This window comes from Cellulomonas sp. URHD0024 (assembly GCF_000426185.1).
Lineage (GTDB): Bacteria > Actinomycetota > Actinomycetes > Actinomycetales > Cellulomonadaceae > Cellulomonas.
This window is the reverse complement of the sequence record NZ_AUEW01000001.1, coordinates 202,852-226,182: the sequence shown is the minus strand read 5'-3', so window position 1 is coordinate 226,182 and position 23,331 is coordinate 202,852. Positions and strand designations below refer to the sequence as shown.

The following is a 23,331-nucleotide window of genomic DNA, read 5'->3' as shown; positions in this document are numbered from 1 at the left end:
TCGGACGCCTCCCGTTCAGGAAACCCCGCCCCGTCAGATCGGGCAACCGGGCGCACGGCCTCCCCGAGCCGCTCCTCAGTCGCCGCCCGCACGGCCGGGCTCGACCTCAGACCCGGGCACCAGGCCGACGTCCGTGATGCCCAGCTCGTCGGCCAGGAACAGGAACGCGCGCGCGTACGGATGGTCGGCCACGTCCGAGCGGACCTGGTCCCAGTCGACCTGCTCGCGAAGCCCGCGCACGATGGCCAGCGGGCGGGCGAAGTCGCACGCGTGCTCCCCGAGCACGCGCAGCTTCGCGGAGACGATGTCGGTGGCGCCCAGGACCGGCATGCGCACGGCCAGCACCTCCAGGACGTCACTGCGTGCCAGCAGCTCGGCCGTGACGGGCTCCCCCACCATGCGGAACAGGACGTCCACGAGCTGTCCTTGGTGGTACGCCTTGAACAGCCAGTTCTCGGCAGGCTCGGACACCTGCAGCCCCTTGGCCGCGATCGCCGCCTTCGCTCGGTCGACGTCCCGTTCCATGACCGCGAAGTCGGCGTCGTGGCTGGGCTCGGGCGCTCCGCGCGCCCAGGCCGCGTAGCCGCCGACGAGGGCGAACGGGATCTCGGCGTCCGTGAGCGCGACCGCCGCCAGGCGAAGGCCGTCCTGAAGCGCGGCTCGGTCGTCCCTCGGCGTCATGGCACGCAGGTCTACACCCCGACGCGCGAGCCTGCAGGTCGGCGGGTTGAATCGGCGTCGTGCGCATCGCCACCTTCAACATCCTGCACGGCCGGTCGCTCGACGACGGCCACGTCGACCTGGACCGCTTCGCCCAGGCGGTGCGCGGCCTCGACGCCGACGTGCTCGCGTTGCAAGAGGTCGACCGCGACCAGCCTCGCTCGCACGGCGCAGACCTGACGCACGTCGCGGCCGACGCGATGGGCGCTCCCGAGCACCGGTTCGCGGCCGTCCTGCACGGTGAGCCGGGCCTGTGGTCGGCTCCCACCGGCGACCAGCAGCCCCGGTCCGCCGCCTACGGGATCTCGCTGCTGAGCCGCCTGCCCGTGCTGGGCTGGCAGGTGCTCGACCTACCGCTGCGGCGCCGCCGGGCGCCCGTCCGGTGGCCCGGGAACCGCTGGCCGACCCTCGTGCGCGACGAGCCCCGCGCGGCCCTCGTCGCGACCGTGCAGGCACCGCACGGCGACCTCACCGTCGTCGCGACCCACCTGTCGTTCATCCCCGGTCACAACCTGCGACAGCTCACCTACCTCGCCGGCCGCGCCCGCGAGCTCCCCCGTCCGCTCGTGCTGGTGGGCGACCTGAACCTCGACGCGGAGCAGGCCACTCGCGCGTCGGGCTTCACATCCCTGGCGACCGTCCCGACCTACCCCGTCGCTCGCCCGACGAAACAGCTCGACCACGTGCTCGCCTACGGGGACGTCCGGGCCTCGGGGCTCGCGCGCTCGATCGACACGGGCATCTCCGACCACCGCGCCCTCGTCGTCGACCTGCACACCCCGTAGACGCGACGAAGGCCGACGCAGATCGCTCCGCGCCGGCCCCCGTCGAGCTCACCCCGCGTCAGGCGGAGCCGCCACCGACCTGCTCGATGACCGCGTCGGCCACCTCACGCATGGTCAGGCGGCGGTCCATCGAGGTCTTCTGGATCCATCGGAACGACTCCGGCTCCGTGAGCCCCATCTTGGTCATCAGCAGGCCCTTGGCGCGGTCCACCCGCTTGCGCGTCTCGAACCGCTCGGCCAGGTCTGCGACCTCCGACTCGAGCGCCGCGATCTGCGCGTACCGCGAGATGGCGATCTCGACGGCCGGCAGCAGGTCCGCCGGGCTGAACGGCTTGATGACGTAGGCCATGGCGCCGGCCTCGTTGGCGCGCTCGACGAGCTCCTTCTGCGAGAACGCCGTCAGGAGCACCACCGGCGCCAGGTGCGCCTTGCCGATGCGCTCGGCCGCCGAGATCCCGTCGAGGATCGGCATCTTGACGTCCATCACGACGACATCGGGCTTGAGCTCCGTCACCAGCTGCACCGCGTGCTCACCGTCGCCGGCCTCGCCGACGACATCGAAGCCTGCGTCCCGCAGCGTCTCGACGACGTCCATCCGGATCAGGGCCTCGTCCTCGGCCACCACCGCCCGGCGCGCCGCGCGCTTCGGTGCGGGTGTCCGCTCGGCCTCGGCGTCGGTCGAGCTGAGGTCGAGGGCGGCCTGGGTGGGATCGGGATTGGCGTCGGTGCTCACGGGGACAGAGTAGTGGGAGCAACCCGTGCGTTCGCAGTACCTCGACCTGTGAGCCAGCGCACCTGCGTCCTCACAGTCGTGCGCGGCCGGTATCCTGCTGCACGGCCCCGATAGCCCAACCGGCAGAGGCGTTCGGCTCAAACCCGATCCAGTGTGGGTTCGAATCCCACTCGGGGCACCGCATTTCCGCAGGTCATAGCGTTGCGGTTCCTCGTGGTACCTACGTGGTACATCGGCGCCACGACAAGCGCCACGGCCCCTAGGCAGATCCGGCGGCCTGAACGTTTCCCTGGCCACCCACGGGGCGCGCGAGAGCCTGAGCCCGCAGGGCGGTGCTTGAGGACGGGTGTACTCGGTATGAATCCTTTTGGCATCTTTACTACGGGTTCGCGTCAGGCGAGAAGCTTCCAGGCAGTGCCGGCCGTGCCCGGTGCGACGCCTGCCGTCCACCACTGCGCCTGGTACGTGTGCCCCAGGTAGGCGACCTTCTCACCACCGACGTAGACCGTGTCGGCGCTCCACGCGGGGTTGGTGCCGCCAGCCACGGGCGCCGGCACCTCGGACCACGGGCCGCCGGCGCCGCCCGGCGCCTGGTTGCGGGTCCACCACATCGCGCGGTACTTCTTGCCGTTGTAGACGACCACGTCGCCGACGGTGAACACGCGCGAAGGCGTCCAGAGGGCGGTGCCGTCGGCGGCTGTCGCGAGCTCCTCCCAGGAGCCGTACGCCGTGGAGCCGGGCAATTCGCTCGAGGTCCACCACTGCGCCCGGAACACCCGGGCGCCGTAGGTCACCGTGTCACCCGTGGTGTAGGCCTTCCCGGAGATCCACGCAGCCGGTCCCGGAGGCACGCCCTGCCCGCCGAGTCCCAGGTCACAGCGGATGCGGCCGCTGTACAGCGCGTGGCCCTCGCCGGGCGTGCCCGCGCCTGTGCCCCACAGGCCGTCGTCTGACCAGACGACCTCCTTGGTCCCGCCCACGCAGGTCGAGCTCGGCGCCAGGGCGAAGCCTTCGATGTTGTCGACAGGCAGGCTGGCCGGCTTGCCAAATGCCGTCTCCGGAACGATCGTGCCGGTCGCGCTGACCTTGAGCACCGTCGACACGACGCCGCAGGTGTTGTCGCACGTTGCCCAGATGCGCTGGGCGTCGGCGTCGAACTGCACGTCCATGACGCGCCCCATGCCCGTGTCGACGACCGCGACCCGGTGGAACGTGTGGTCGCTGTTGAGCGCGTAGGCGTAGAGCTTTCCGTCGTTCTCCAACGCCGCGAAGTACAAGCCCGTGCCGTGCAGCGGGTAGGTGCTCGGCTTGTAGGTGAGGCCGGTGGAGGCGTCGACGAACCCGTAGCCGACCAAGTAGCTGTCCGGGACGAAGGTGACGCCCTCGAACCCCAGGTTCGCCTCGGTCTTGCTGCCCGCGTGGAGCTCGGGGAACTCGGTGGTCAGGTTCCACTGGTCGGTCGCGACCAGCCGAGTGCCCGACTGCGTCGGGTCGATACGCAGGACCGAGTTCAGCGGGATCGTGTTCGCCGCGTTGTTGCGCTCGGTCGTGACGTACAGGGCTCCGTCCGGGCCCACGGTCAGTCCTTCGGAGTCGGGCTGGTTCGTCGCCGTGTCCGTGCTTCCGGGGAAGAAGATCTGCTTGCCGGCAGCCCAGCCGTTGGTGGTGTCGGGAACCCAGAGGCCACCCTGCTTCACCAGGCGGTAGACCCAGCTCTTGTTCTTCACCGAGTAGAGGACATCGGCGTTGCTGGGGTCGAAGACCAGGCCGCTGATGTCACGGCCTTCCGGACCGGTCGACGTGATCCACGCGCACTGCGTGTCCGCGATGGTCACGTCGCCGGAACCGGGCCACGCGCCGGGGACGAGCGCGCCCGCCGGCAGGGCACCCGCCGGGTCCGGAGCCTCGGGCTGGCACAGCAGCGTCGTCCCGCCGCCGGGGCCGGGGCCCGGGTCGGTCACCGGCGTCTGGCAGGCCGTCGCGTTCGACGCGCCGAAGCTCTTGGTGGTCAGGGAGACGAACACGCCCGAGCCGTCGGGGCACCGCGCGTACGAGGCGGCGCCCAGGGGGTTCGTCTCGTCGGTGCCGGCCTGCCCGGCCGTGTAGGTGACGGAGTCGACGAGCGTCCCGGCCGTCCCGTTCGGGCCGTCCGGCAGGTAGACCTTCACGCCGTCACCGCCGCTGCCCAGGCCCTTGGTCGACCCGAGGTAGACGAAGCCGCGCGCCGGGATGGTCGTCGTCGGGCTGCCGTCGGGCAGCTTCGCCGAGAGGGCGGTCGCCGCGGTGGCCAGACCGCTGTCGATCTGGAGCCAGCCGGCGATGCTGACATCAGCCGCGCCGCTGTTGTACAGCTCGACCGCGTCACCGACGGGCGTGGCGCCGTTGTCCGACGAGACCTCGTTGATCCGCACCTGGGTCCAGCTCGCGACCGGCGGCGCCGCCGGTGCGAAGCGGCTGCTGCCGGGCGATCCGATGTCGCCGGTCGTCGACGCGCGGGAACCCTCGACGTCACCGACGGCCGAGAGCTGCCACTGTGACGCGTCGTTGGCGCCCAGAGCGGCCTGGCTGGCCGGCACGCCTGCGGCGCCCGCCGTGCGCGGACCCTTGACGGCCCCTGTCCCCTGGTCGTTGTAGGTCAGTCGGTCGGCGAGGTCGGCGACGGCGTCCGGGCCGTCGAAGATGTTGATCTCGTCTGCGCGGCCCAGGTTCGTGGTGTTCCCGCCGAGGATCTTCACGCCTGCACCGAGACCCCAGTCAGCGCGGAAGGTCGAGTCCGCGGACTCGGTGAGGATCGCGGACTCACCGACCGCGAGCGTGCCCAGTGCACCGAGGGGCACGGTCCCGGGCGCCTTGCTGTCGTCGTCGAACGACCAGCCGGCGAGGCTCACGGGGGCCGCGCCGAGGTTCGTGATCTCGACGTACTCGCCCGAGGACAGGACCGGGCTGTACATCCACTCGGTGACCCTGACGTTCGGCGGTGCGTCCGCCTGTGCGGCGGTGGGAACCGCGACGGCCAGTGCGCTCACGGGGGCCAGCAGAGCGAGGGTCGCGACGACGCGCGAGATGCCAGGTTTCACGGTGCAGAGTGTGACGACGGCCCGTATACGGACGACGACCGCACGGCCAACGAGGGACGAACACGGGTCGTCACCAGTTTGTTCGTCGCTCGCCGGCGCAACTGCCGAGGGCGAAGTCGCCCGTCCGCGCCCGACTCGGACGCGGACGGGCGACGGCGCCCAGCCGGACGTCGCTTCAGCGGTTGGTGATGGTGATGGGGACGAGCTTCTCGGTCGTCTGACCATCGATGCCTACGGCGTCGATCTTCAGCTGGTAGGACCCGTTGGGGTAGTCACGGGTGTCCAGCACGAGCGTGGGTCGCTTGCCGTGCTGGCTGCTGCCGGGTGCCTGGGAGTTGTCGGTGATCCAGGTACCGCCCTGGTTGAGCTCGATGGAGGTGTAGCGCGGCTCGGTGTCGAGTGTGACCCGGACCGTCTGACGGCCTCGCAGGATGGCGCCGTCCGTGATGTTGACGTTCTGGATGACCGGCGCGGCGGGCGATGGTGCTGCCGGGTCGAGCCGAAGCGCGTCCCGGATGGTGAAGAAGAGGTCGGTCTGGTCCGTCAGCCCCACGACGTTCCCGGCCCGCGGACCGTACGCGGCGATCCGCACCTGCGTGCCCGTGTGATCCTGCGACCCGCCGGTGTCAGCCGTGCCGTAGGCGACGGTCATCGGCTTGCCGTCGGCGGTGAGCAGCGTCCGGGTCAGGCCGGGGGTCAGGGTGTTCGGGTAGACGATCTGGCTGGAGTGACCGTGGTCGGCGGTGACGACGACGAGGGTGTTGCCGTCGTGCTTCGCGTAGTTGAGTGCGACCTGCACGGCCTCGTCGAGGTCCACGGTCTCGCCGATCTGACCGCAGGGGTTGGCGGCGTGATCCTGCTTGTCGATGCTCGCGCCCTCCACCTGCAGGAAGAAGCCCTTCTTTCCACCCTTGAGCAGGTCGATCGCCTTGGTCGTCATCGCGGCGAGGGTGGGCGACGTGGCGACGTAGGCAGGGTTCGGCGTGCAGGTGACCGCGGGCTCGGTGCCACCGGTGTGGGTCGCCAGCGGACCCACCCAGCGCGTCGCCATGTTGCCCGGCGCGAAGAGGCCGAGTACGGGCGCGGACTGGTCGGCCCGGGTGACGCCCGCGAGCGCGCCGGCGTCCGTGACCACCTGGTAGCCACGGTCCTTCGCCTGCTGGAGCAGGGTCCTGCCCGCCCACGGTCCGGCGATTGCCGACTCGTTGAAGGACGTCGCGCCGCCGCCGAGGGTGACGTCGGCGCGGTTGCCGATGAGCTGCTCGGTGATCGAGCCGAGCCCGCCGTTCTGCAGGGCGTTGGTGGGGCACTGGGCGCTCGTCTGTGAGGGCGCGTAACAGCTGCGGCTGGTCACGTGAGCGATCTGGACCGCGGGCGTCGCGTCCTGGAGCTCTGCCGTGGACACGTTGCCCGTACGCAGGCCGTTGGCCCGGGCGATCTCGATCAGCGTCCGCTGCGGGGCTCCGGCGATGTCGACGGAGATGGCGCCGTTGTACGTCTTGGTTCCGGTCGCCCACCCGGAGCCCGAGGCTGCCGAGTCGGTCACGTAGTCCGGCTTGCCGTCCGTCTTGTCCAGCGCGTACGTCGTGTACTGGCCCGTCAAGGGCAGGGCGTCGATGCCCGCGAACCTTCCCGCGGCGCCGAGCGCGTAGTTCCGGGCGACGGTGATCTCCGAGTCGCCCATGCCGTCGCCGATCAGCAGGATGACGTTCTTCGCCGGTCCGCCGCGCAGCTCGCTCCTCACGGCGGACGTCTGGTCGCCGGTCAACCGTCGCGCGTCACCGTTCGCGGTCAGGCCACCCCCGGCAGCCCACGCGCCCGCAGCGCCCAGCACCAGCGCACCCGCGACGACGGCGACACCAAACGGTCGAACTGCTCGTGTTCTCCCCATCGAGCTCTCTCCTTGTCTGCTCCCTGAACGGCGATACGCCGCACTGCCAGTGCACAAGGCAGAGATGGCCAGCAGGTGAGAACCGGGTGAAAAGTCCGGATGCCGTCGGTACGGCGTGTCTTTCAGCAGCGAGCGTGCCGACGTGATCCGCGACCTGGCCGGCAGACGGACTCTGTCCGCCGTAGCCCGACGTGGCGAGCGCGGTGCGTCTCGTGCACACCGGGCAGCCCTGCTGCGCCCGGCCGTCTGGCGCATGGTCGACGGCTCGAGGAAGACCCGTGTTCGTCATGGCCTCGCGACGTCCTGCGTCGAACCCGGTCGCCCGCCCTGTTCGCGCGGTTGGAGAGGCGCGGCCAACGGATCAATGCCGGCTGGCACACCTCAGGACCGTCGTCGAGCCGCTTCTTGCAGAACCCCGGCAGACCAACGCGTCAGGCGACGTAGGCGAGCAAGACCGGCGACTCGAGGCCCGACCAGGTTCCCGTCAGGGTGTTCCGATGATCGGCGGCAGTCGCCCGCCGGACGAGACGACGGCAGACCACGATGCGTAGGGCCCCGGACAGGTCCATGACGGTCGTCGAGCCGTCCGAGGAGACGCTCAGGTCGAAGGTCGTCGGGATGTCGCCCGAGCGGGAGCCGCTGGCCGTCACGCGCACCGTCGGTTCCCGTGGGGCGTCGGCGCCCTCGACGAACTCTTCGGCTTGGTCGACACCGGCCAGCAGGACCGATGCGAGCACGCCGGCGTAGACGGGGTCCCCGGTCGCGTCATAGATCCAGCGTCGGCCCAGCACCGAGTGCTCCATGGTGCAGACGAGGAACTGTTCAGCGCCCTCCAGCGGGGCGCCGCGATACGTCAGCGGAACCTGAAGGAGGTGCCCGTCGGCGGTCGACAGGACATGCGTCTCAAGACCCACCTCGCCGTCCGGGTCGTCGAACCGGTACGCACCGACCAGCGCGAGATCCGGCTCCCCCCACGGCCGAGCAGGAACCCAGTCGGCGAGCAGCTCCGCCTTGGTCGGACGAATGGTCGCGCGGTGGATCAGGGCCATCGGGCGACCTTAACGTGACGCGTCGTAGAGACGGGACGCCCAAGGGTGTCGACTGCCGGCCACGAGGTGCGGCGGGGAAGGTCGACGTGACCGCAAGGAGTCCGAGAGGCGCCCGGCGCTGCACGGTGGCAGGCTCTGTTGAGCGTTCAGCAGCGCGGCGCCCCTGGCCCTCCCCGAGGTGGTGAGCCCGTGCGAGCGATGGTCTATCGAGGTCCGTACAAGGTCCGCGTCGAGGACAAGGACGTCCCGCGCATCGAACACCCGAACGACGCGATCGTCCGCGTCACCCTGGCCGCGATCTGCGGCTCCGACCTGCACCTCTACCACGGCATGATGCCCGACACCCGCGTCGGGCACACGTTCGGGCACGAGTTCATCGGCGTCGTCGACAAGGTCGGCCCGTCCGTGCAGAACCTGTCGGTCGGCGACCGTGTCATGGTCCCCTTCAACGTGTACTGCGGGTCGTGCTTCTTCTGCGCACGCGGCCTGTACTCCAACTGCCACAACGTCAACCCCAACGCGACCGCCGTGGGCGGCATCTACGGCTACTCGCACTCGACGGGCGGCTACGACGGCGGACAGGCCGAATACGTACGGGTGCCGTTCGCCGACGTCGGGCCTCAGCGCATCCCGGAGTGGATGGACGACGAGGACGCGGTGCTTCTGACCGACGCGCTCTCCACCGGGTACTTCGGGGCGCAGCTCGGCGACATCCACGAGGGTGATGTCGTCGTCGTCCTGGGTTCCGGTCCCGTCGGCCTGTTCGCCGCGAGATCGGCGTGGCTCATGGGAGCCGGGCGGGTCATCGTCGTCGACCACCTCGACTACCGGCTGGAGAAGGCCAGGACCTTCGCGTACGCCGAGACGATCAACTTCGCCGAGCACGACGACCTGGTCGTCCTGCTCAAGAAGATGACGGACCACCTCGGCGCCGACGTCGTCATCGACGCGGTCGGCGCCGAGGCGGACGGGAACCTGCTGCAGCACGTCACCAGCGCGAAGCTCAAGCTGCAGGGCGGCTCGCCGGTCGCGCTCAACTGGGCCATCGACTCGGTGCGCAAGGGCGGCACGGTTTCGGTGATGGGCGCCTACGGCCCGATGTTCAGCGCCGTGAAGTTCGGTGACGCCATGAACAAGGGGCTCACGATCCGCACGAACCAGGCGCCGGTGAAGCGGCAGTGGCCGCGACTCTTCGAACACATCCGCAACGGCTACCTCAAGCCGTCCGACATCGTCACCCATCGGATCCCGCTCGAGCACATCGCCGAGGGATACCACATGTTCTCCGCCAAGCTCGACGGCTGCATCAAGACGCTCGTCGTCCCGGACGCGGCCTGAGGAGGGACGCCATGACCTACACATCGCAGAAGCCGCCCCTGGCGGAGTCGACCGAGCAGCTGCGGGCGCGCATCCCCGGCTGGGGCGCGGACCTCGCCCCCGCCGACCGCCCGGCCGTGCCGCGCGAGAGGTTCGACCTGGACACCGGTGCCCATTGGGACTTCCCGGACGCGCAGGAAGAACTCATCCCCCGGGAGCGGTCGATCGAGCACGCGTTCCTGACGCCCGTGTTCGGCACGGCCCAACCCCTGCGAGGACTGTCCGGCGCCGTGCGCGCTCACGCGTACAAGCGGTACAGCGAGGCCCGCGCAGCCCACTGGCTGCTGCTGGTGCTCGCGGACCGGATCGACGCCATGGAGCACCACGCGTCCTCGCTGCTCACCCTGCGCCCCGACAACCCGATCACCGAGACCGGGGTGCTCAGCGAGTTCCGTCGGCACGGGCTGCGCTCTCGCAGGGAGGGCCACCGCGTCGATCGCGTGCACCAGCCACTCGACCCCGTCCTCGTCGGCGGCCCATGGGTGGTCGCCGTCATCGGAGGCGTTGCCGCCGCGACACTCGTGGGGCGAGCCGTCCGGGCTCGGGTACGTCAGTGAACCCGGAGGCGGGACGACCCCGTGGTTCGGTGGACGGGACCGCGGAGATGTACCCGACGCTCGCTGCAGGTCCACCTACCGGCCTGGTGGAGCTGACCCTGCAGGCTCCGCCATGACGTGAGCAGCCTCTCCCCGGCCCGATCACGCGCGCAGCGGACGCGGCGTCGGCCGTCGCCGTGACGGGGGTGGTCGGCAGCGACGCAGCACGAGGTCGCGTCGCTGCCGACCCGGTGCGTCAGGCACCCTCCGCGACGGAGTAGATCTCGTCCGCGACGAGGCCATGGGCCTCGCGGTGCACGGCCGAGGCCGTCTCGGCATCCGGGGCCTCGACGAGGCAGAAGATCTTGCCCGCCGCCTCGTCGACCCAGTACCGCACGTAGTTGACGCCGTACGCCTCCTGAGTCGCCAGGTCGGCCTGGTGGGCGGACGCGACGTCGCCTGCCGAGACTCCGCCCTCGATGGTGTGGGCGTCCATGAACAGTGCCATTGAGTTCACCTTCCGGTGCTCGTTCTCGCGAGCCCACGGTGAGCTCGACATGAGTTGAGACGAGACCTCGGGCCGACCGGTTCACCCTTTTTGTGTCGAGACCAACGAGTTCACCCGTCCCGCCGGGCACGACGTGGTCCGCCTTCTTGCTCTCGACGAGACGCCGGGCGCGGTCGTCGACATCCGGCGGCGGACCGAATCGCCCCGAACGAGTGGTGTCGATTGCGCCACGACCAGCGCCCTTACTCGGTACGGTCGTCGCACGAGGGGTGGGACGCAGGACGCCCCGAGGTCCGCTCGCGCCGCTCGCCACCAGGGGGACAGATGCTCGGCAGCACGCAGGAGCCGGGACACGGGAACCGTGCAAGGCGGAGCGCCCTGATTGCTGTCGCAGTGGTGGTCCCGCTCTGCCTCGTCGGCGCCGCCGCCTACCGTGTCACGAGCGTGACGGGCGCGAAGGGCGACTTGACGCAGGACCAGACGGTGCGACCGGCCGATCTCGCTCACGAGGCGACCGTGGCGTGTCCTCGGGGTGGGGCGGCAGCCGCATCGGCAGCCGAACTGGTGCGCCGGGGGCTTGCGTTCCCACTGACGATGAACGTTCCGCCGGCACGGTCCGTCGAGGACCCGATCAGCGCCTCGGACATCGCGTCGCTGCAAGCGAGCGGGACGAAGGAGATCGCCGAGCTGTTCACCGGAGCCGAGGCGACCGTGCACCAGGGTCTGCTCGAGGAGTCCTTGAAGAGCGCTACCGCTGGCGACACGAACTTTCGAGCGCTCGGCGGCGACATCTCACAGTTCACCTGCACGGCGTTCACGACGGACGGCGATGGGGCCACGCTCAAGGGCACGGCGGTGGGGTGGTCCAAGATGGCGAACATCTCGCCCTCCGGGGTCCCGATCTACAACCAGCCCAGCAACAAGCTCCTCGTCCGCGCAACGGTGACCACCGACGCCACAGGGAAGCAGCGGATCTCCGAGATGGCGTGGGACTTCGCGCCGGGCAGCGAGCCCTGACCCAGTCAGACGCGGCGCCTGGCCGTCGTCGCGATCGACGACTTCGTCAGCGGGTCGGCGGGGCATGCACCTGTCGGTCCGCCTGAGCTCTCGGGTCCGTCGGGTGAAGGGCCGACAGGAGCCCGGTGAGCTCGACGCCCCAGGCATGAGCGCGCTCGGTCTCGCCTTCCCGCAGCGGGCCCTTGGTCCCCATGACCCAGAAGCACTCGGCCTCGGCCGTCAGCTGGAACCCGGCGCGGCGCAGTGCCCGCATCGCGCCGATGGCCGCGGAACCAGGGACGTGGGGCGAGTGGATACGGGTGTCGAACGTCGCTGCGTACACCGCGCGCTCGGGGCGCTCGAGGGACGCGACCCACTCGCGCACACCCGTCGTCGACTCTGCGGGGGTCACGCCGGACTGCGCCTGGGCGTCAGCTCGGGTGGCTGGCCTGCTCATGCCGAACGCCTGCGTCGGTCCTCCGACCACGAGCAGGTCGAGCTCGGGAGGCACCCGGTGCGGGGCCCCCGCGACGTCGAGCAGGGCGACGTCCGGCATACGGCTGAACATCCCCTCCCACACCGCGCGGGCGATCTCCGCCGTGTTACCGAAGGACGACTCGTACACCACGAGTGCTCGCATCGTCGACACCTCCCCTAGCTGGACCTGGCCCCCACAATTCGCCCATCTCGGACGACAGCAAAGGGCCGAAAGGCCCGGAAATCGACGCCGAGGGCCAGGTGCTCACAGGACGCCCCTGGCGTGCGCGGGCAGCCGTTCCCGTCGCCGTCGAGATGGGCGTCGCCATGAAGGACCCCGTCCCCACCGAGGGCGTGTCGCGCGCACGCACCGACGCGCCCTCGCCCCGACGAATCGACACGCCGAGTAGGACCGGGCCGTGATGCGGTGACGGCCGTCGACCTCCTCGGCACCGGCGACCCTCAGGTTCGGTGCGAGGGCTGCTGGACGTCTGACCCGAGCGCTTCGTCCGTTCGACGGCGGCGATGGCAGAATTGCGCACTTCCGACGAAGGGTAGGGCGTGAGCGGTCAGTCGGGTGCCTCCCGAGCGGTCTTCGTCGACCCCTCCGGCCGTCGTGGACGGACGGTCCGGCGGATCATGTGGACCCTCGGCGCGCTCGCCGCCGCCTATGCCGTTCTGGTCGTCGCGGCGCTGGTGATCCCGGTCGGGATGAACCGCCTGGCCGTGCCCGGTCTCGGTCCCCTGCTCCCTGGCCCTGCGGCCCCCGCTCTCGGCGGACCGGCAGGGGGCGACGAGGGTTCCCTCGTGCCCGCTTCGCCGCCGCCGACAGTCACGCCGAGCCCGTCGGCATCGGTACCGGCGCGGGCCCCAGCGGGGACGGCGCGGACCGTCGTCGGGACCCCCGCGCCCCCGCCTCCAGCCATCCCCGCTGCCGACGCTGCGACCGCCCCCGCACCGACTCCCGTCCAGGCTTCCACTCCCGGTTCGTCCGCCGCCGCGCCCGGTTCGTCCGGCACGGCGCCCGGGCAGAGCGGCCACCGGCCAGGAAACGCACCGACCGCCAAGCCTGAACCCGCGTCGACACACGCCGCCACGCCGACCCCCCGACCGAACAAGCGCTGACGGCATGTTGGACCAGGACATGAGCATGGCCTCGTCGCCCGTGCGCCGGCGCGGGGCCCACGTCCACTACGTGACGCGCCACCCGGCCGTGGCGCACTGGGTGCTGCTGGCGGCGATGCTCGCCACGCTGCTGCTGGCGCTCGGACTCCAGACGCTCTCCTCGAGCACGTGGCAGCCGGGCACGGCAACGACGCCCCCGGCACGCGTTGTCGGTTCGACGCCGTCGGGCGGGCCGGTCCTCGTCGCCGACGACGGCACCCTGGTCGGCGTGCCGCTGCAGGAGCGGACCGTCGCGTTGACGTTCGACGACGGTCCGGACCCTCGTTGGACCCCGCAGATCCTCGACATCCTCGCCCGAGAGCACGTCCCCGCGACGTTCTTCATCGTCGGTTCACGTGCGGTCGAGGAGTCCGAGCTGCTTCATCAGGTCGTCGCTGCCGGGCACGAGCTCGGTGAACACACGTGGTCGCACGCCGACCTCGCCAAGGTGCCCTCCTGGCGGGCCAACCTCGAGCTCTCCCTCGGGCAGCTCGGCGTCGCCGGCGGGGCCGGGATCAGCACGTCACTCCTGCGCCCGCCGTACTCCTCGTCGCCTCAAGCACTCGACGCCCCCGAGCTGAAGGCCGCCCAGCACGCGGCCGACGCCGGCTACCTGGTCGTGCTCGCGGACCGAGACACCAAGGACTGGGCTCGGCCCGGCGTGGCTCAGATCGTCGCCGCCGGCTCCCCCAAGGGAACCGGGGGCCACATCGTCCTGCTGCACGACGGCGGCGGGAACCGGTCTCAGACAGTGGCTGCCCTCCCGGCGCTCATCGAGAGCTACCGCGCTGCTGGCTACCGCTTCACGACTGTCTCTGAAGGGCTGGGCCTCCCCGTCGGCGCGACCCGTCCCGCCGCGGCGATCCCCGCTCTGCAGGGGCAGGTGCTCGGTTTCGCGGTGCACGCGTCGGGCTGGTTGGTGACGGCGGTGAGCTGGGCCGTTCTCGGGTTCGGGATCCTGTCGCTCCTGCGGACGGTCCTCGTCGTCGGCCTCGCGCCCCGACACGTCCGGTTGTCCGCCCTTCGCGTCGCCGGAGAGCCTTGGCTGCCACCGGTGACGGTGCTGGTCCCCGCGTACAACGAGGCAGTAGGGATCGAGCGGGCTGTGCGCTCGCTCGTCGCGTCCGACCATCCCCAGCTCGAGGTGGTGGTCATCGACGACGGGTCCACGGACGGGACCGGGGACGTCGTCGAACACCTGGGCCTGCCTGGCGTCCGGCTCATCCGACAAGCCAATGCCGGCAAGGCGGCCGCCCTGCGAACAGGCACCCGATCGGCGTCGCACGACATCCTGGTGATGCTCGACGGGGACACCGTGTTCGAGCCGGACACCATCCGCCTGCTCATCCAGCCGTTGCGGGACCCGGCGGTCGGAGCGGTGAGCGGCAATACCAAGGTGGGCAACCGGACGGGCCTGCTCGGGCGCTGGCAGCACCTCGAATACGTCACGGGCTTCAACCTGGATCGCCGCCTGCAGGACATGCTCGGCTGCATCACGACCGTGCCGGGGGCTGCGGGAGCGTTCCGCCGCCAGGCGGTCGAGTCGGCTGGCGAACTCAGCTCGGAGACGCTCGCCGAGGACACCGACCTCACGATGGGCGTGCTGCGGGCCGGGTACCGGGTGGTCCACGAGGAGCGAGCACGCGCCTGGACCGAGGCGCCGAGCAGCGTCAACGACCTGTGGCGCCAGCGGTACCGCTGGAGCTACGGGACGATGCAGTGCATCTGGAAGCACCGCCGCGCCGCATGGGACTCCACCAGCGGCGGGCGCAGGCTGGGGCTGGTGGGGATCCCGTACATGCTGCTCTTCCAGGTCCTGCTACCGCTGCTGGCCCCTGCGATCGACCTCTTCGCGCTCTACGGGCTCCTCACCGGAGACGCCGGAAAAGTGCTGACGGTGTGGCTCGCGTTCGCCCTGCTCCAGCTGGCTACGACCGCCTACGCGCTCCGCCTGGACCATGAGAGCCTCAAGCCGCTGTGGAGCCTGCCGCTCCAGCAGGTGTTCTACCGACAGCTCATCTACCTGGTCGTCATCCAGTCGATCGCCAGTGCTGTCGCGGGCGCGCGGCTGCCCTGGCACAAGCTGCACCGTTCCGGCGACGTCGTCGTGCCGTCCTGACAACCGGATCCTCAGACGCGTGCCCCGGGCTGTCCCCGCCTACAGCCGCACGGCCGACGGTGGCGACGGGCGCTCTCGATCACGGTGCGGTGAAGCCGATCGCCTTGTGCGTGCCGTCGCAGTAGGGCTTGATCGCGGATGCGCCGCAGCGGCACAGTGCGACGGTCTCGCGACGTCGCGGAAGGGCCACACCGTCCGCGTCCGCGATCGTCACCTCACCGCGCACGAGCAGCGGACCGTCCGGGCACGCCTCGATGGTGGGGAGCCGCCGTCGGCCGTCGGGGCGGCCGTCCGCCGATGTCATGCGGTCCGCAGCGAGCTGACGCCCGCTTCCCACGCCGACAGGAGGTGGTGGCCGACGAGGTCGTCCAGGTACAGGCAGGTCGCGGCTCCGAAGAGGATGTCGTGCAGCAGCTCGGGTTCGAGCTGGGCCAGCGAACCTGCGAGGTCGCGTCCCGCGATCTGCTCGTGCACGGCGTCCGCCTCGACGTGTTCGTCGAAGTACCACGTCGTGTCCTGGTCGAACCCGTGCCGCCGGAACCCGTCGCCGTAGAGCCGGTTCGGCAGGGACGACGTCATCTCGAACGCCGCGAGGTGACCGGCGGTCGCGCCACGCCACCTGCGGTGCATGCCGAACAGCGACATCACGTTGACCGCTGCCAGGGTGACGGCCGGGATCTGCTCGACGTACGTCCCGTAGTCGGCGTCGAGGCCCGCACCCCGCATCGTCCGCGCGAACAGCTCGCAGTGCATCCGTCCGGCGTCTCCGCCGCCGTACTCGTCGGCCTGGATCTCGACGAGGGCTGCCTTCGAACGACCCACCAGGCGCGGGATCGCCCAGGTGTGCGGGTCCGCCTCCTTCAGCTGGTACACCGAGCGTTGCACCAGGAGCTCGCGAAGCTGTTCCAGCGTCGCCCGACGTGCGACGTACCTGGCCACGCTCGGACCCGGGCCCGGCGCCGTGAGTGTGAACAGCGCGGCGGCCACTGCCGAGCGCTCGGGCGAGACGTCCGACGGCACGGCGACGCGCGACGCGAGGTCCTCCTCCATGGCTCGCTCGACGACTCCCCGTGCGAGCAGCACGTCGGGGTGCCACTCCCAGTCGTCGTCGACTCCCTCGAAGCCCCGGTAGAAGAGCTCGTACATGATGTAGAGCGCGAGCTGGACATCCTCGTCCGCCAGCACGTCCGTGGAGCGCTCGATCGCCGATCTCGCCGGGGCGGCGAGGTCACAGCCCACGTTCTCGCGCACTTGAGAGGACAGGAGCTCGATCACTGCGAGGCTCAGCGGCCCCCGGGGGCTAGGTAGTTTCACGACGGCCTCTCACATGCCGCGTCCGCCCGCCCCGTCGCTGGAGGGGTGACGCCCTTCGTCCAGGGTCACACGTGCGGCAGACGGCGCAACCCGGCACGTTCCGCCAGGGCGAGGCGCCGATCCGGGCGCGAAGGGGGCAGGCCGGGCTGGGGGCGCGCGCCGTGGCAACGAAATCTAGGATGGTGGCGAGTCGAGGAGCGGCCGCCACCACCGCGGGGACCCGGGTCGAACGCATCGGGACCACGCCGGCGCACCGAGGAGCGACGCGATGCCGCAACGAGATCCTGGACCGAGCGTGAAGGACAAGAGGCTCTACGAGTCCCTGCGCGACGAGGGCAACAGCAAGGAGAAGTCGGCGCGGATCGCCAACGCCGCCGCGGCGTCGAGCCGCAGTGAGGTCGGGAAGAAGGGCGGCACCTCCGGCTCCTACGACGACTGGTCCGTGCAGGACCTGCGCAAGCGCGCGGCGGAGATCGGGATCAGCGGGCGGTCGTCCATGAAGAAGGCGGAGCTGGTCAGGGCGCTCCGCTCCCACTGACCGCCGGAGGTTCGGCGTGACCCGACCCTGACCTTCCAACGACCCGGGAGAACCATGACCACCGACGCCCAACGACCGAACGACGACGACACTCCTCCCCTGCCGGAGTCCAAGCCCTCGGAGGGCGGCGAGCCTCCGCCCGGCGACAACCAGGACGTCGCGGCCGAGAAGATCTACCCGACGGACCCCACCGGCGCGGATCCACGCGACGCCGACGGCGACGGCGACTGACCAAAGCGCGCAGTCGTTCTGCGCACCTGTGTGCGGCGGCCTCCCTCGTGCGATAGACATTCCCCGACCGCGGTTGCTGGCCGGCGGAGACGTCGAGCCACGTCCGGGACGCCGAGGGGCGTCCTGGCCGAGTGACGAACAGTGCCGCGAACCCCTCGATGGAGGTCCGCCATGACTACCCCTGTGCGACGCCTGGCCGTCGCCTTCCTGAGCGCTGCTCTCCTGGTCGGCGTGTGCGCGTCGGCCGGATCGGCCGCGTCCTACGCGCTGCCCCCGGCGAACGGGCAGTTCGACTACCAGATCGGCGGCGCCTACACGCCGTCGTCGACCGTCAAGATCGTCGACCGCGACCGGCTCGACGCGCCCGCGGCCGGCAAGTACAACGTCTGCTATGTCAACGCCTTCCAGACCCAGCCCGACGACGCGAACTGGTGGAAGACGAACCACAACGACCTGCTCCTGAAGAAGGCGAACGGGTCGTACGTCGTCGACAGCGCCTGGAACGAGATGCTGCTCGACACCTCGACGGCTGCCAAGCGCACGGCGCTGCTGGCGGTCGTCGGCGGCTGGATCGACGGCTGCAAGGCGAGCGGGTTCAACGCGATCGAGCCCGACAACCTCGACAGCTACGACCGCAGCGGCAAGCGGCTGACCCAGCAGAACAACATCGACTTCGTCAAGCTCTTGGCGACTCGGGCGCACGCCGACGGCCTGGCGATCGCACAGAAGAACGACTCGTCGATCGCGCCCAAGGGCAGGTCCATCGGGTTCGACTTCGCGATCGTCGAGGAGTGCCAGGTCTACGACGAGTGCGGCGACTTCACCGGCGTGTACGGCACCCAGGTGTACGAGATCGAGTACACCGACAACGGCGGCACGTCGAACTTCACCACGGCGTGCAACGCCCGTGGCGCGACGACGAGCGTGATCTACCGCGACCGCGACGTCGTGCCCAAGGGCACGAGCGGGTACGTGTACAAGTACTGCTGACGCTCCTGAGGCGGGCGGGTCACGACGACCCGCCCGCTGGAGCGCATGGACTACGGGTGACGACTCACCCGTAGTCGCGACGGTAGCGCGCGTCGACCTGGCGCGACAGCTGCTGACGCACGTCCTCGAGCGCTACGCCGTGCTTGTGCGCGATGGCCACCAGGATGCCTTCGCAGATCGCGTCGAACTCGCCGCCGAACGAGCGACCGCTCGCCGTCAGCCAGCGCTGGTCGGCGGCGTGCCGGACGTACTCGCCCACGGCGGCGTCCTCGGTGCGCAGGACGGTGCCGCCGTCGCCGAGGAGTGGAGTGCCGTCCGGGTTCTCGATCCCGGGGCCGGTCTGCCTTGCCCGGGGTGCGGCCGGCGCGACAGGCGGCTGCGCGACCGGGGCCGGGCCGACAGGAGGCTGCGCGACCGGAGGCTGCGCGACCGGACGCTGCGCGATCGGAGGCTGCGGAACCTGAGGCTGGGCGACCGGGGCCTGCGCGACCGGGGGCGCGACCTGGGTCCACGGCATCGCGGGCTGGTACGGCGGCTCGGCACTGGGCAGCGTCGGCTGCTGGGGAGCCGGTGCCGGCGGGACCGTCCCGGCCTCGTGCTGACGAAGCTGCTCGGTCGCGACGTCGAGCCTGGCCCGGTAGCTCTCGATGATGGCGAGCTGCTCGTCGAGCGGCACCTCGGGGTCGCCACTGAGGAAGTCCTGGTTGTACGACTCCCCAGCACGCACCAGCCGCTGCGAGAGTCGATGGATCTCGTCGCGCAGCTTCGCGGGGTTGACCGCCGTGCTCAAGTGCGCGGGCGACGTGTCGGACCTGAGTTCCATAGCCACCCTCCTTGATCGCTGACCGTGTCTCTCCGGTACATCGACGGATAGGACGGACAACATGAGCAGTGCCGCCGTGGTAATTCGGGTAGTTCTCGAATCAATCGTTCGGACAGCGCTTGCCGGAGCTCGGGACGCTGATCAGCACCTCGCGCGACCCGCGCAACGCCCGCCGATTACCGCGAACACGACGTCGACCAGCGCATCCACCAGTAACCTCGTCGCTGAACGCGCACGGTTCCGCGCGGGTGTCGAGGCACGTCGCCTCGAGTCCCTGACGCTTGGCGCCAGCGACGTGCCGTCGCTGACCCCGAGGAGGCTCTGTGGCCGTCAGACCGGACCGGCCCGGTCTCGTCCGGGTGTGGTCGTCGTCGGCCGACGCCCCGCGGATGCGACAGCCCACCGACGTGCTCCTGCTCGTCGCCGCGCTCGCCGTGGTAGGGCTGCTCACCCTGGCGGCGCCGGGGCCGTCAGGTGCGGACCGCGCGTTCGACGAGCTGCTCGCCTGGCTCGAGCCGGTGTTCGGCTGGCTGTGGAGCATCGCCTATGCCCTTCTGGCGGTGTGGGCGGTGTTCGTCGTCCTCCTCGCACTGTTGAGTCGCGGTCGGCGTCGCCTGCTCGTCGACCAGGCCACGGCCTCCGCCATCGCGTTCGCAGGTGCGGTCGGGGTCGGTGCCCTGGCCGGCACCGACGCCTCCGACTCCGTGGACGCACTCGGGTCGTCAGGTCCGCCCGTGATCTACCTCGCCACCCGGGTCGCGGTCCTCACGGCGGTGCTTGTGACCGCCTCACCGCATCTCGCGCGGCCCTGGCGGTGGGCGGGACGCATCGTCGTCGGCCTCGGCGCCGTGGCGGCCGTCGGCCTGGAGACGACGCACCTGCTCGGGGCGAGCGCGGCCATCGCCGTCGGGATCGCTGCCGCCGCGATCGCCCATCTCCTGCTCGGTTCCCCCCAGGGACGTCTGACCACGGCACAGGTGGAGGTCGCGCTCGCGGACCTCGGCGTGCACGCGACCGAGGTGACGTCGGTCGCGAGCATGGACACCGGGACGTACCTGCTCGTCGGGCGTACCGACGCCGGTGCCCAGATCATGGTCCGGGTCTACGGGCGGGACGCGTGGGACAGCCAGGTCGTCGGGTCGCTGTGGGCCGCCCTGACCCGTCGTGGCGAACGCGCCCATGTGGGGAGCAGCCGACGGTCCCGGGTCGAGCACGAGGCTCTGATGACCCTCCTCGCCGCGCAGGCGGGCGTCGCGACCCTCGACGTGGTCGCGGTCGGCCTCGCGGAGCAGGGCGACGCGCTGCTGGTCTCGCGAGCACCCCGCGCGTCGCTCGCCGAGCTCGGTGCGCACCAGCCGGACCTCCTCGACGACGAGCTGCTCGGTTCGATGTGGCGCGCCGTGCTCACACTGAACGACGCGGGGATCGCCCACGGACGGATCGACGGCCGGCGGGTCGTCCTACGTTCCGACGGAACGGTCGCCCTCGCGGACTTCGACGCCGCAGAGTCCGCGGCCGACGCCGGGGACCTGCGCACCGACCGAGCCCAGCTGCTCGTGGCGACAGCCCTGGCGGTCGGTCCGGACCGCGCGATCGCGGCGGCCGTCGCCGCCCTGGGTACCGACGGTCTTGCTGCGGTCCTGCCCTACCTGCAGCCGGCCGCGCTCGAGCGCGGGACACGGGCCGAGGTTCGGGCGGGCACCTGGTCGCTCGACGAGCTGCGCGGGGCCGCCGTCGCCGTAGCAGGGATCGAGGAGCCGCCGCTGGAGCGCCTGCGGCGAGTGACGCCCCGGTCGATCGGCTCGCTCCTCCTCGTCGCCCTCGCGGTCTACGTGGTGATCACGCTGCTCGCGGGAGCCGACCTCGCAAGCGTGGCAGCAGCGCTCAAGTCGGCGGAGGTCGGGTGGGTCGTCGCTGCGCTCGCGCTCTCCCCGTTCATCCAGACGGCGTCCGCTGTGTCGACCATCGGGGCGGCCGCCGCCCGGCTGCGCTACTTCCCGGTGCTGATGCTGCAGTACGCCGTCCAGTTCTTCGCCTTGGTGCTCCCGGCGACCGCCGCCCGGCTCGCGCTGCTCGTGCGCTTCTTCCAGAAGTTCGGGGTTCCCGCCGCCGCAGCACTGTCGTTCAGTCTGCTCGACAGCGTCAGCGGGTTCGTCGTGCAGGTCGCGCTCATCGTGATCATCCTCGTCAGCGGCCTGCCGGGGTTCACCTCGAGCATCGTGACGGGGTCCAGGAGCTCGGGCAGCGACTCGGACGGCACGTCGCTGCTCGCCGTCCTGGTGGCGTTGGTCCTGGTCGGAGTGGTCGTCGTCCTGGTCGTGCCTCGGTTGCGACGCCGCCTCGCCGAGCTGATCCCGCGGCTCCGCGCGGGGCTCGTCGGCCAGGTGCAGGGGGTGCGTGGCGCGGTCGGTGTCCTGCGCAAGCCGGTCAAGGTCGCGGAGATGTTCGGCGGGAACCTGGGCGCGCAGCTCCTGCAGGCGGGCGTCCTCGGCCTGTGCCTGCACGCGTACGGGCAGAGCGCCCACTTCTCCCAGCTGATCCTCATCAACACGGCTGTGAGCCTGTTCGCGGGCCTGATGCCGATCCCCGGCGGGATGGGCGTCGCCGAGGCTGGCTTCACCGTCGGACTGCAGGCCATCGGCATCCCGAGCCCGATCGCCATCTCGACGGCCATCACCTACCGGCTCGTCACCTTCTACCTTCCGCCGATCTGGGGGGCGGCAGCGATGCGGTGGCTGCGCCGCCAGGACTACGTCTGAGTGCTCTGCGACCGCAGGGGTGTTTCCGACCTTGCGCCCGCGGTCGGTTGGGGTGCATACCTGACAGGACGGGCGTCGGGAGGCGACATGGTCGAGTCGGTGGACGCACCCGAGACGACCCCGACACGGCAGTGGGCGCTCGCAGCGGTCGGCGTCCTGGCCCTCGCCGTCGCGGCCGGGCTCGCGGCCTATGCCCGCGTCCACCCCGGGAACGGTGCGGCCCTGACGACGTTCGGATTCAGCGGCATGCTGCAGATGAAGGTGTGGCTGTCGACCGCGGCGGTGCTCCTCGTGGTGGTCCAGGTGCTCAGCGCGCTCGCGATGTGGGGGCGCCTGCCCGGGGTGCCTGCGTCGGCGGCGTGGCCGGCACCGGTGCACCGCTGGACGGGTACGGCGGCATTCCTGCTGACCCTGCCGGTGATGTTCCACTGCGTGTGGTCGCTCGGCTTCGCTGAGGGCGACGCTCGTACCGTTGTCCACTCGGTCGCGGGCTGTGCGCTGTACGGGGTCTTCGCGGCGAAGATGCTCGCGCTGCGGCTCCCTTCGCTGCCCCGCGGGACGGTCCCGGTGCTCGGCGGCCTGCTCGTGGCCCTCGTCCTCGTCGTGTGGTTCACCTCGGCGCTGTGGTTCTTCACCAGCTCCGGTTACGCGCTGGTCTGAGGGGGACGACCGTGGACGGACCGACGCGACGGGCGGTGCTGGAGGGCACCGGCGTGGTGGTCGCCGCGGGAGTCGTCGGCTTCGTCGGGTTCCAGGCCGCCGCTCCGGCGGTCGGCACCGGACCCGTGGGATACCCGGGATCGACCAACGACCAGGGTCGCGACGACCACGCGGGCGGCTCGGGTCCCGGCTCCGCGGGCGCCCTGGCCGAACTGTCCGACGTCCCGGACGGGGGCGGCCTCGTGGTCACCGACGAGAAGGTGGTCCTCACGCGCGACGGTTCGACCGTGCACGCGTTCACAGCCGTGTGCACCCACCAGGGCTGCCTCGTCCGGGAGGTGCGCGGCGGCGAGATCCACTGCCCGTGCCACGGCAGCACGTTCGACGCCACGACCGGGGTGGTCGTCCAGGGACCGGCCACACGCGCGCTGGAGGCCGTCGACGTCGTCGTGCGTGACGAGAAGGTGATCAGGACATGAGGCGACGCCTCGCCGACCGCCTGCCGACGCTGCTCTGGCTCGCCGGGGTGGGCCTCGTCCTCGGCGCGCTGCTCGCCGGCCTGCACGGCTGATCGGCAACGACCT

General features: G+C 70.9%; 22 protein-coding genes and 1 tRNA gene. 13 read left to right on the top strand and 10 right to left on the bottom strand.

Annotation, left to right across the window (positions count from 1 at the left end):
* Positions 1 to 75 precede the first annotated feature (75 nt).
* On the bottom strand, positions 76 to 681 hold the full coding sequence (locus I847_RS21285) for a hypothetical protein (protein WP_034608677.1): 606 nt from the start codon (positions 679 to 681) through the stop codon (positions 76 to 78).
* 59 nt (positions 682 to 740) lie between these two features.
* Here I847_RS21285 and I847_RS0101000 point away from each other — a divergent pair, with 59 nt between their 5' ends.
* Positions 741 to 1,505, top strand: coding sequence for an endonuclease/exonuclease/phosphatase family protein (locus I847_RS0101000; RefSeq protein WP_028048189.1), 765 nt, complete (start codon positions 741 to 743; stop codon positions 1,503 to 1,505).
* 58 nt (positions 1,506 to 1,563) lie between these two features.
* Here the strand turns inward: I847_RS0101000 and I847_RS0100995 are convergent, their stop codons facing one another.
* Positions 1,564 to 2,238 (bottom strand): ANTAR domain-containing response regulator, encoded by a 675-nt coding sequence (locus I847_RS0100995; protein ID WP_028048188.1) that lies wholly within the window; start codon positions 2,236 to 2,238, stop codon positions 1,564 to 1,566.
* 104 nt (positions 2,239 to 2,342) lie between these two features.
* On the opposite strand from I847_RS0100995, the gene I847_RS0100990 reads away from it, so the two are divergent.
* A tRNA-Leu gene (locus I847_RS0100990) sits at positions 2,343 to 2,416 on the top strand.
* 214 nt (positions 2,417 to 2,630) lie between these two features.
* Here the strand turns inward: I847_RS0100990 and I847_RS26045 are convergent.
* The 3 genes from I847_RS26045 to I847_RS0100975 all read right to left on the bottom strand — a co-directional run bounded on the left by I847_RS26045 (position 2,631) and on the right by I847_RS0100975 (position 8,255).
* Entirely contained in the window at positions 2,631 to 5,315 is a 2,685-nt protein-coding gene (locus I847_RS26045) for a lamin tail domain-containing protein (protein ID WP_231384026.1), read from the bottom strand.
* Positions 5,316 to 5,490: 175 nt separating this feature from the next.
* Positions 5,491 to 7,206: an alkaline phosphatase gene (gene phoA / locus I847_RS21275; protein ID WP_081680315.1), complete on the bottom strand. Its 1,716-nt coding sequence runs from the start codon at positions 7,204 to 7,206 to the stop codon at positions 5,491 to 5,493.
* Positions 7,207 to 7,637: 431 nt separating this feature from the next.
* A complete protein-coding gene (locus tag I847_RS0100975; protein ID WP_028048187.1) occupies positions 7,638 to 8,255 on the bottom strand; it encodes a hypothetical protein in 618 nt (205 codons plus the stop codon).
* A 189-nt stretch (positions 8,256 to 8,444) separates the two neighbouring features.
* Between I847_RS0100975 and I847_RS0100970 the strand changes: the two genes are divergently transcribed.
* Complete coding sequence (locus tag I847_RS0100970) at positions 8,445 to 9,593, top strand: zinc-dependent alcohol dehydrogenase (RefSeq protein WP_028048186.1); 1,149 nt, start codon at positions 8,445 to 8,447, stop codon at positions 9,591 to 9,593.
* An 11-nt stretch (positions 9,594 to 9,604) separates the two neighbouring features.
* Positions 9,605 to 10,189, top strand: coding sequence for a hypothetical protein (locus I847_RS0100965; RefSeq protein WP_028048185.1), 585 nt, complete (start codon positions 9,605 to 9,607; stop codon positions 10,187 to 10,189).
* A 235-nt stretch (positions 10,190 to 10,424) separates the two neighbouring features.
* On the opposite strand, the gene I847_RS0100960 is transcribed toward I847_RS0100965, so the two are convergent.
* A complete protein-coding gene (locus I847_RS0100960; RefSeq protein WP_028048184.1) occupies positions 10,425 to 10,676 on the bottom strand; it encodes a DUF4242 domain-containing protein in 252 nt (83 codons plus the stop codon).
* 594 nt (positions 10,677 to 11,270) lie between these two features.
* Between I847_RS0100960 and I847_RS0100955 the strand changes: the two genes are divergently transcribed.
* A complete protein-coding gene (locus I847_RS0100955) occupies positions 11,271 to 11,693 on the top strand; it encodes a hypothetical protein (protein WP_155855934.1) in 423 nt (140 codons plus the stop codon).
* A 46-nt stretch (positions 11,694 to 11,739) separates the two neighbouring features.
* Here I847_RS0100955 and I847_RS21270 read toward each other — a convergent pair whose 3' ends face one another.
* On the bottom strand, positions 11,740 to 12,312 hold the full coding sequence (locus I847_RS21270) for a hypothetical protein (protein WP_081680443.1): 573 nt from the start codon (positions 12,310 to 12,312) through the stop codon (positions 11,740 to 11,742).
* A 398-nt stretch (positions 12,313 to 12,710) separates the two neighbouring features.
* Here I847_RS21270 and I847_RS0100945 point away from each other — a divergent pair, with 398 nt between their 5' ends.
* Both I847_RS0100945 and I847_RS0100940 read left to right on the top strand, forming a co-directional pair.
* Positions 12,711 to 13,274: a hypothetical protein gene (locus I847_RS0100945; RefSeq protein WP_028048182.1), complete on the top strand. Its 564-nt coding sequence runs from the start codon at positions 12,711 to 12,713 to the stop codon at positions 13,272 to 13,274.
* A 25-nt stretch (positions 13,275 to 13,299) separates the two neighbouring features.
* Positions 13,300 to 15,432 carry a glycosyltransferase gene (locus tag I847_RS0100940; protein WP_155855933.1) on the top strand — a complete coding sequence of 711 codons (2,133 nt, stop codon included), beginning with the start codon at positions 13,300 to 13,302 and terminating at the stop codon, positions 15,430 to 15,432.
* Between the two features lie 79 nt (positions 15,433 to 15,511).
* On the opposite strand, the gene I847_RS21265 is transcribed toward I847_RS0100940, so the two are convergent.
* Positions 15,512 to 15,736: a CDGSH iron-sulfur domain-containing protein gene (locus I847_RS21265; RefSeq protein WP_051274462.1), complete on the bottom strand. Its 225-nt coding sequence runs from the start codon at positions 15,734 to 15,736 to the stop codon at positions 15,512 to 15,514.
* Positions 15,733 to 16,707 carry an iron-containing redox enzyme family protein gene (locus I847_RS0100930; RefSeq protein WP_231384025.1) on the bottom strand — a complete coding sequence of 325 codons (975 nt, stop codon included), beginning with the start codon at positions 16,705 to 16,707 and terminating at the stop codon, positions 15,733 to 15,735. Before I847_RS0100930 ends, I847_RS21265 begins: the two co-directional genes overlap by 4 nt.
* Positions 16,708 to 17,014: 307 nt before the next feature.
* Between I847_RS0100930 and I847_RS0100925 the strand changes: the two genes are divergently transcribed.
* The 3 genes from I847_RS0100925 (at position 17,015) to I847_RS0100915 (ending at position 18,505) form a co-directional block, all read left to right on the top strand.
* Complete coding sequence (locus I847_RS0100925) at positions 17,015 to 17,284, top strand: Rho termination factor N-terminal domain-containing protein (RefSeq protein ID WP_028048179.1); 270 nt, start codon at positions 17,015 to 17,017, stop codon at positions 17,282 to 17,284.
* A gap of 54 nt (positions 17,285 to 17,338) precedes the next feature.
* On the top strand, positions 17,339 to 17,515 hold the full coding sequence (locus I847_RS26440) for a hypothetical protein (RefSeq protein WP_155855932.1): 177 nt from the start codon (positions 17,339 to 17,341) through the stop codon (positions 17,513 to 17,515).
* 171 nt (positions 17,516 to 17,686) lie between these two features.
* Positions 17,687 to 18,505, top strand: coding sequence for an endo alpha-1,4 polygalactosaminidase (locus I847_RS0100915; protein ID WP_028048178.1), 819 nt, complete (start codon positions 17,687 to 17,689; stop codon positions 18,503 to 18,505).
* A 64-nt stretch (positions 18,506 to 18,569) separates the two neighbouring features.
* Here I847_RS0100915 and I847_RS0100910 read toward each other — a convergent pair whose 3' ends face one another.
* Complete coding sequence (locus tag I847_RS0100910) at positions 18,570 to 19,328, bottom strand: hypothetical protein (RefSeq protein ID WP_028048177.1); 759 nt, start codon at positions 19,326 to 19,328, stop codon at positions 18,570 to 18,572.
* Positions 19,329 to 19,651: 323 nt separating this feature from the next.
* Here I847_RS0100910 and I847_RS0100905 point away from each other — a divergent pair, with 323 nt between their 5' ends.
* From I847_RS0100905 to I847_RS21260, 3 genes are all read left to right on the top strand, one after another.
* Entirely contained in the window at positions 19,652 to 22,087 is a 2,436-nt protein-coding gene (locus I847_RS0100905) for a lysylphosphatidylglycerol synthase transmembrane domain-containing protein (protein WP_028048176.1), read from the top strand.
* An 87-nt stretch (positions 22,088 to 22,174) separates the two neighbouring features.
* Positions 22,175 to 22,747: a DUF6529 family protein gene (locus I847_RS0100900; RefSeq protein WP_051274348.1), complete on the top strand. Its 573-nt coding sequence runs from the start codon at positions 22,175 to 22,177 to the stop codon at positions 22,745 to 22,747.
* A gap of 11 nt (positions 22,748 to 22,758) precedes the next feature.
* Positions 22,759 to 23,226, top strand: a complete 468-nt coding sequence (locus tag I847_RS21260; protein WP_051274347.1) for a Rieske (2Fe-2S) protein — start codon at positions 22,759 to 22,761, stop codon at positions 23,224 to 23,226.
* The last annotated feature ends 105 nt before the right edge of the window (positions 23,227 to 23,331 follow it).

Coding starts and splice junctions, on each gene's coding strand:
- I847_RS0100975 (WP_028048187.1), bottom strand. CDS start 8,255: ATGGCCCTGATCCACCGCGCGACCATTCGTCCGACCAAGGCGGAGCTG.
- I847_RS0100900 (WP_051274348.1), top strand. CDS start 22,175: ATGGTCGAGTCGGTGGACGCACCCGAGACGACCCCGACACGGCAGTGG.
- I847_RS0100965 (WP_028048185.1), top strand. CDS start 9,605: ATGACCTACACATCGCAGAAGCCGCCCCTGGCGGAGTCGACCGAGCAG.
- I847_RS0100960 (WP_028048184.1), bottom strand. CDS start 10,676: ATGGCACTGTTCATGGACGCCCACACCATCGAGGGCGGAGTCTCGGCA.
- I847_RS21285 (WP_034608677.1), bottom strand. CDS start 681: ATGACGCCGAGGGACGACCGAGCCGCGCTTCAGGACGGCCTTCGCCTG.
- I847_RS26440 (WP_155855932.1), top strand. CDS start 17,339: ATGACCACCGACGCCCAACGACCGAACGACGACGACACTCCTCCCCTG.
- I847_RS0100955 (WP_155855934.1), top strand. CDS start 11,271: ATGAACGTTCCGCCGGCACGGTCCGTCGAGGACCCGATCAGCGCCTCG.
- I847_RS0100915 (WP_028048178.1), top strand. CDS start 17,687: ATGACTACCCCTGTGCGACGCCTGGCCGTCGCCTTCCTGAGCGCTGCT.
- I847_RS21270 (WP_081680443.1), bottom strand. CDS start 12,312: ATGCGAGCACTCGTGGTGTACGAGTCGTCCTTCGGTAACACGGCGGAG.
- I847_RS0100925 (WP_028048179.1), top strand. CDS start 17,015: ATGCCGCAACGAGATCCTGGACCGAGCGTGAAGGACAAGAGGCTCTAC.
- phoA (WP_081680315.1), bottom strand. CDS start 7,206: ATGGGGAGAACACGAGCAGTTCGACCGTTTGGTGTCGCCGTCGTCGCG.
- I847_RS0100940 (WP_155855933.1), top strand. CDS start 13,300: ATGGCCTCGTCGCCCGTGCGCCGGCGCGGGGCCCACGTCCACTACGTG.
- I847_RS0100910 (WP_028048177.1), bottom strand. CDS start 19,328: ATGGAACTCAGGTCCGACACGTCGCCCGCGCACTTGAGCACGGCGGTC.
- I847_RS21265 (WP_051274462.1), bottom strand. CDS start 15,736: ATGACATCGGCGGACGGCCGCCCCGACGGCCGACGGCGGCTCCCCACC.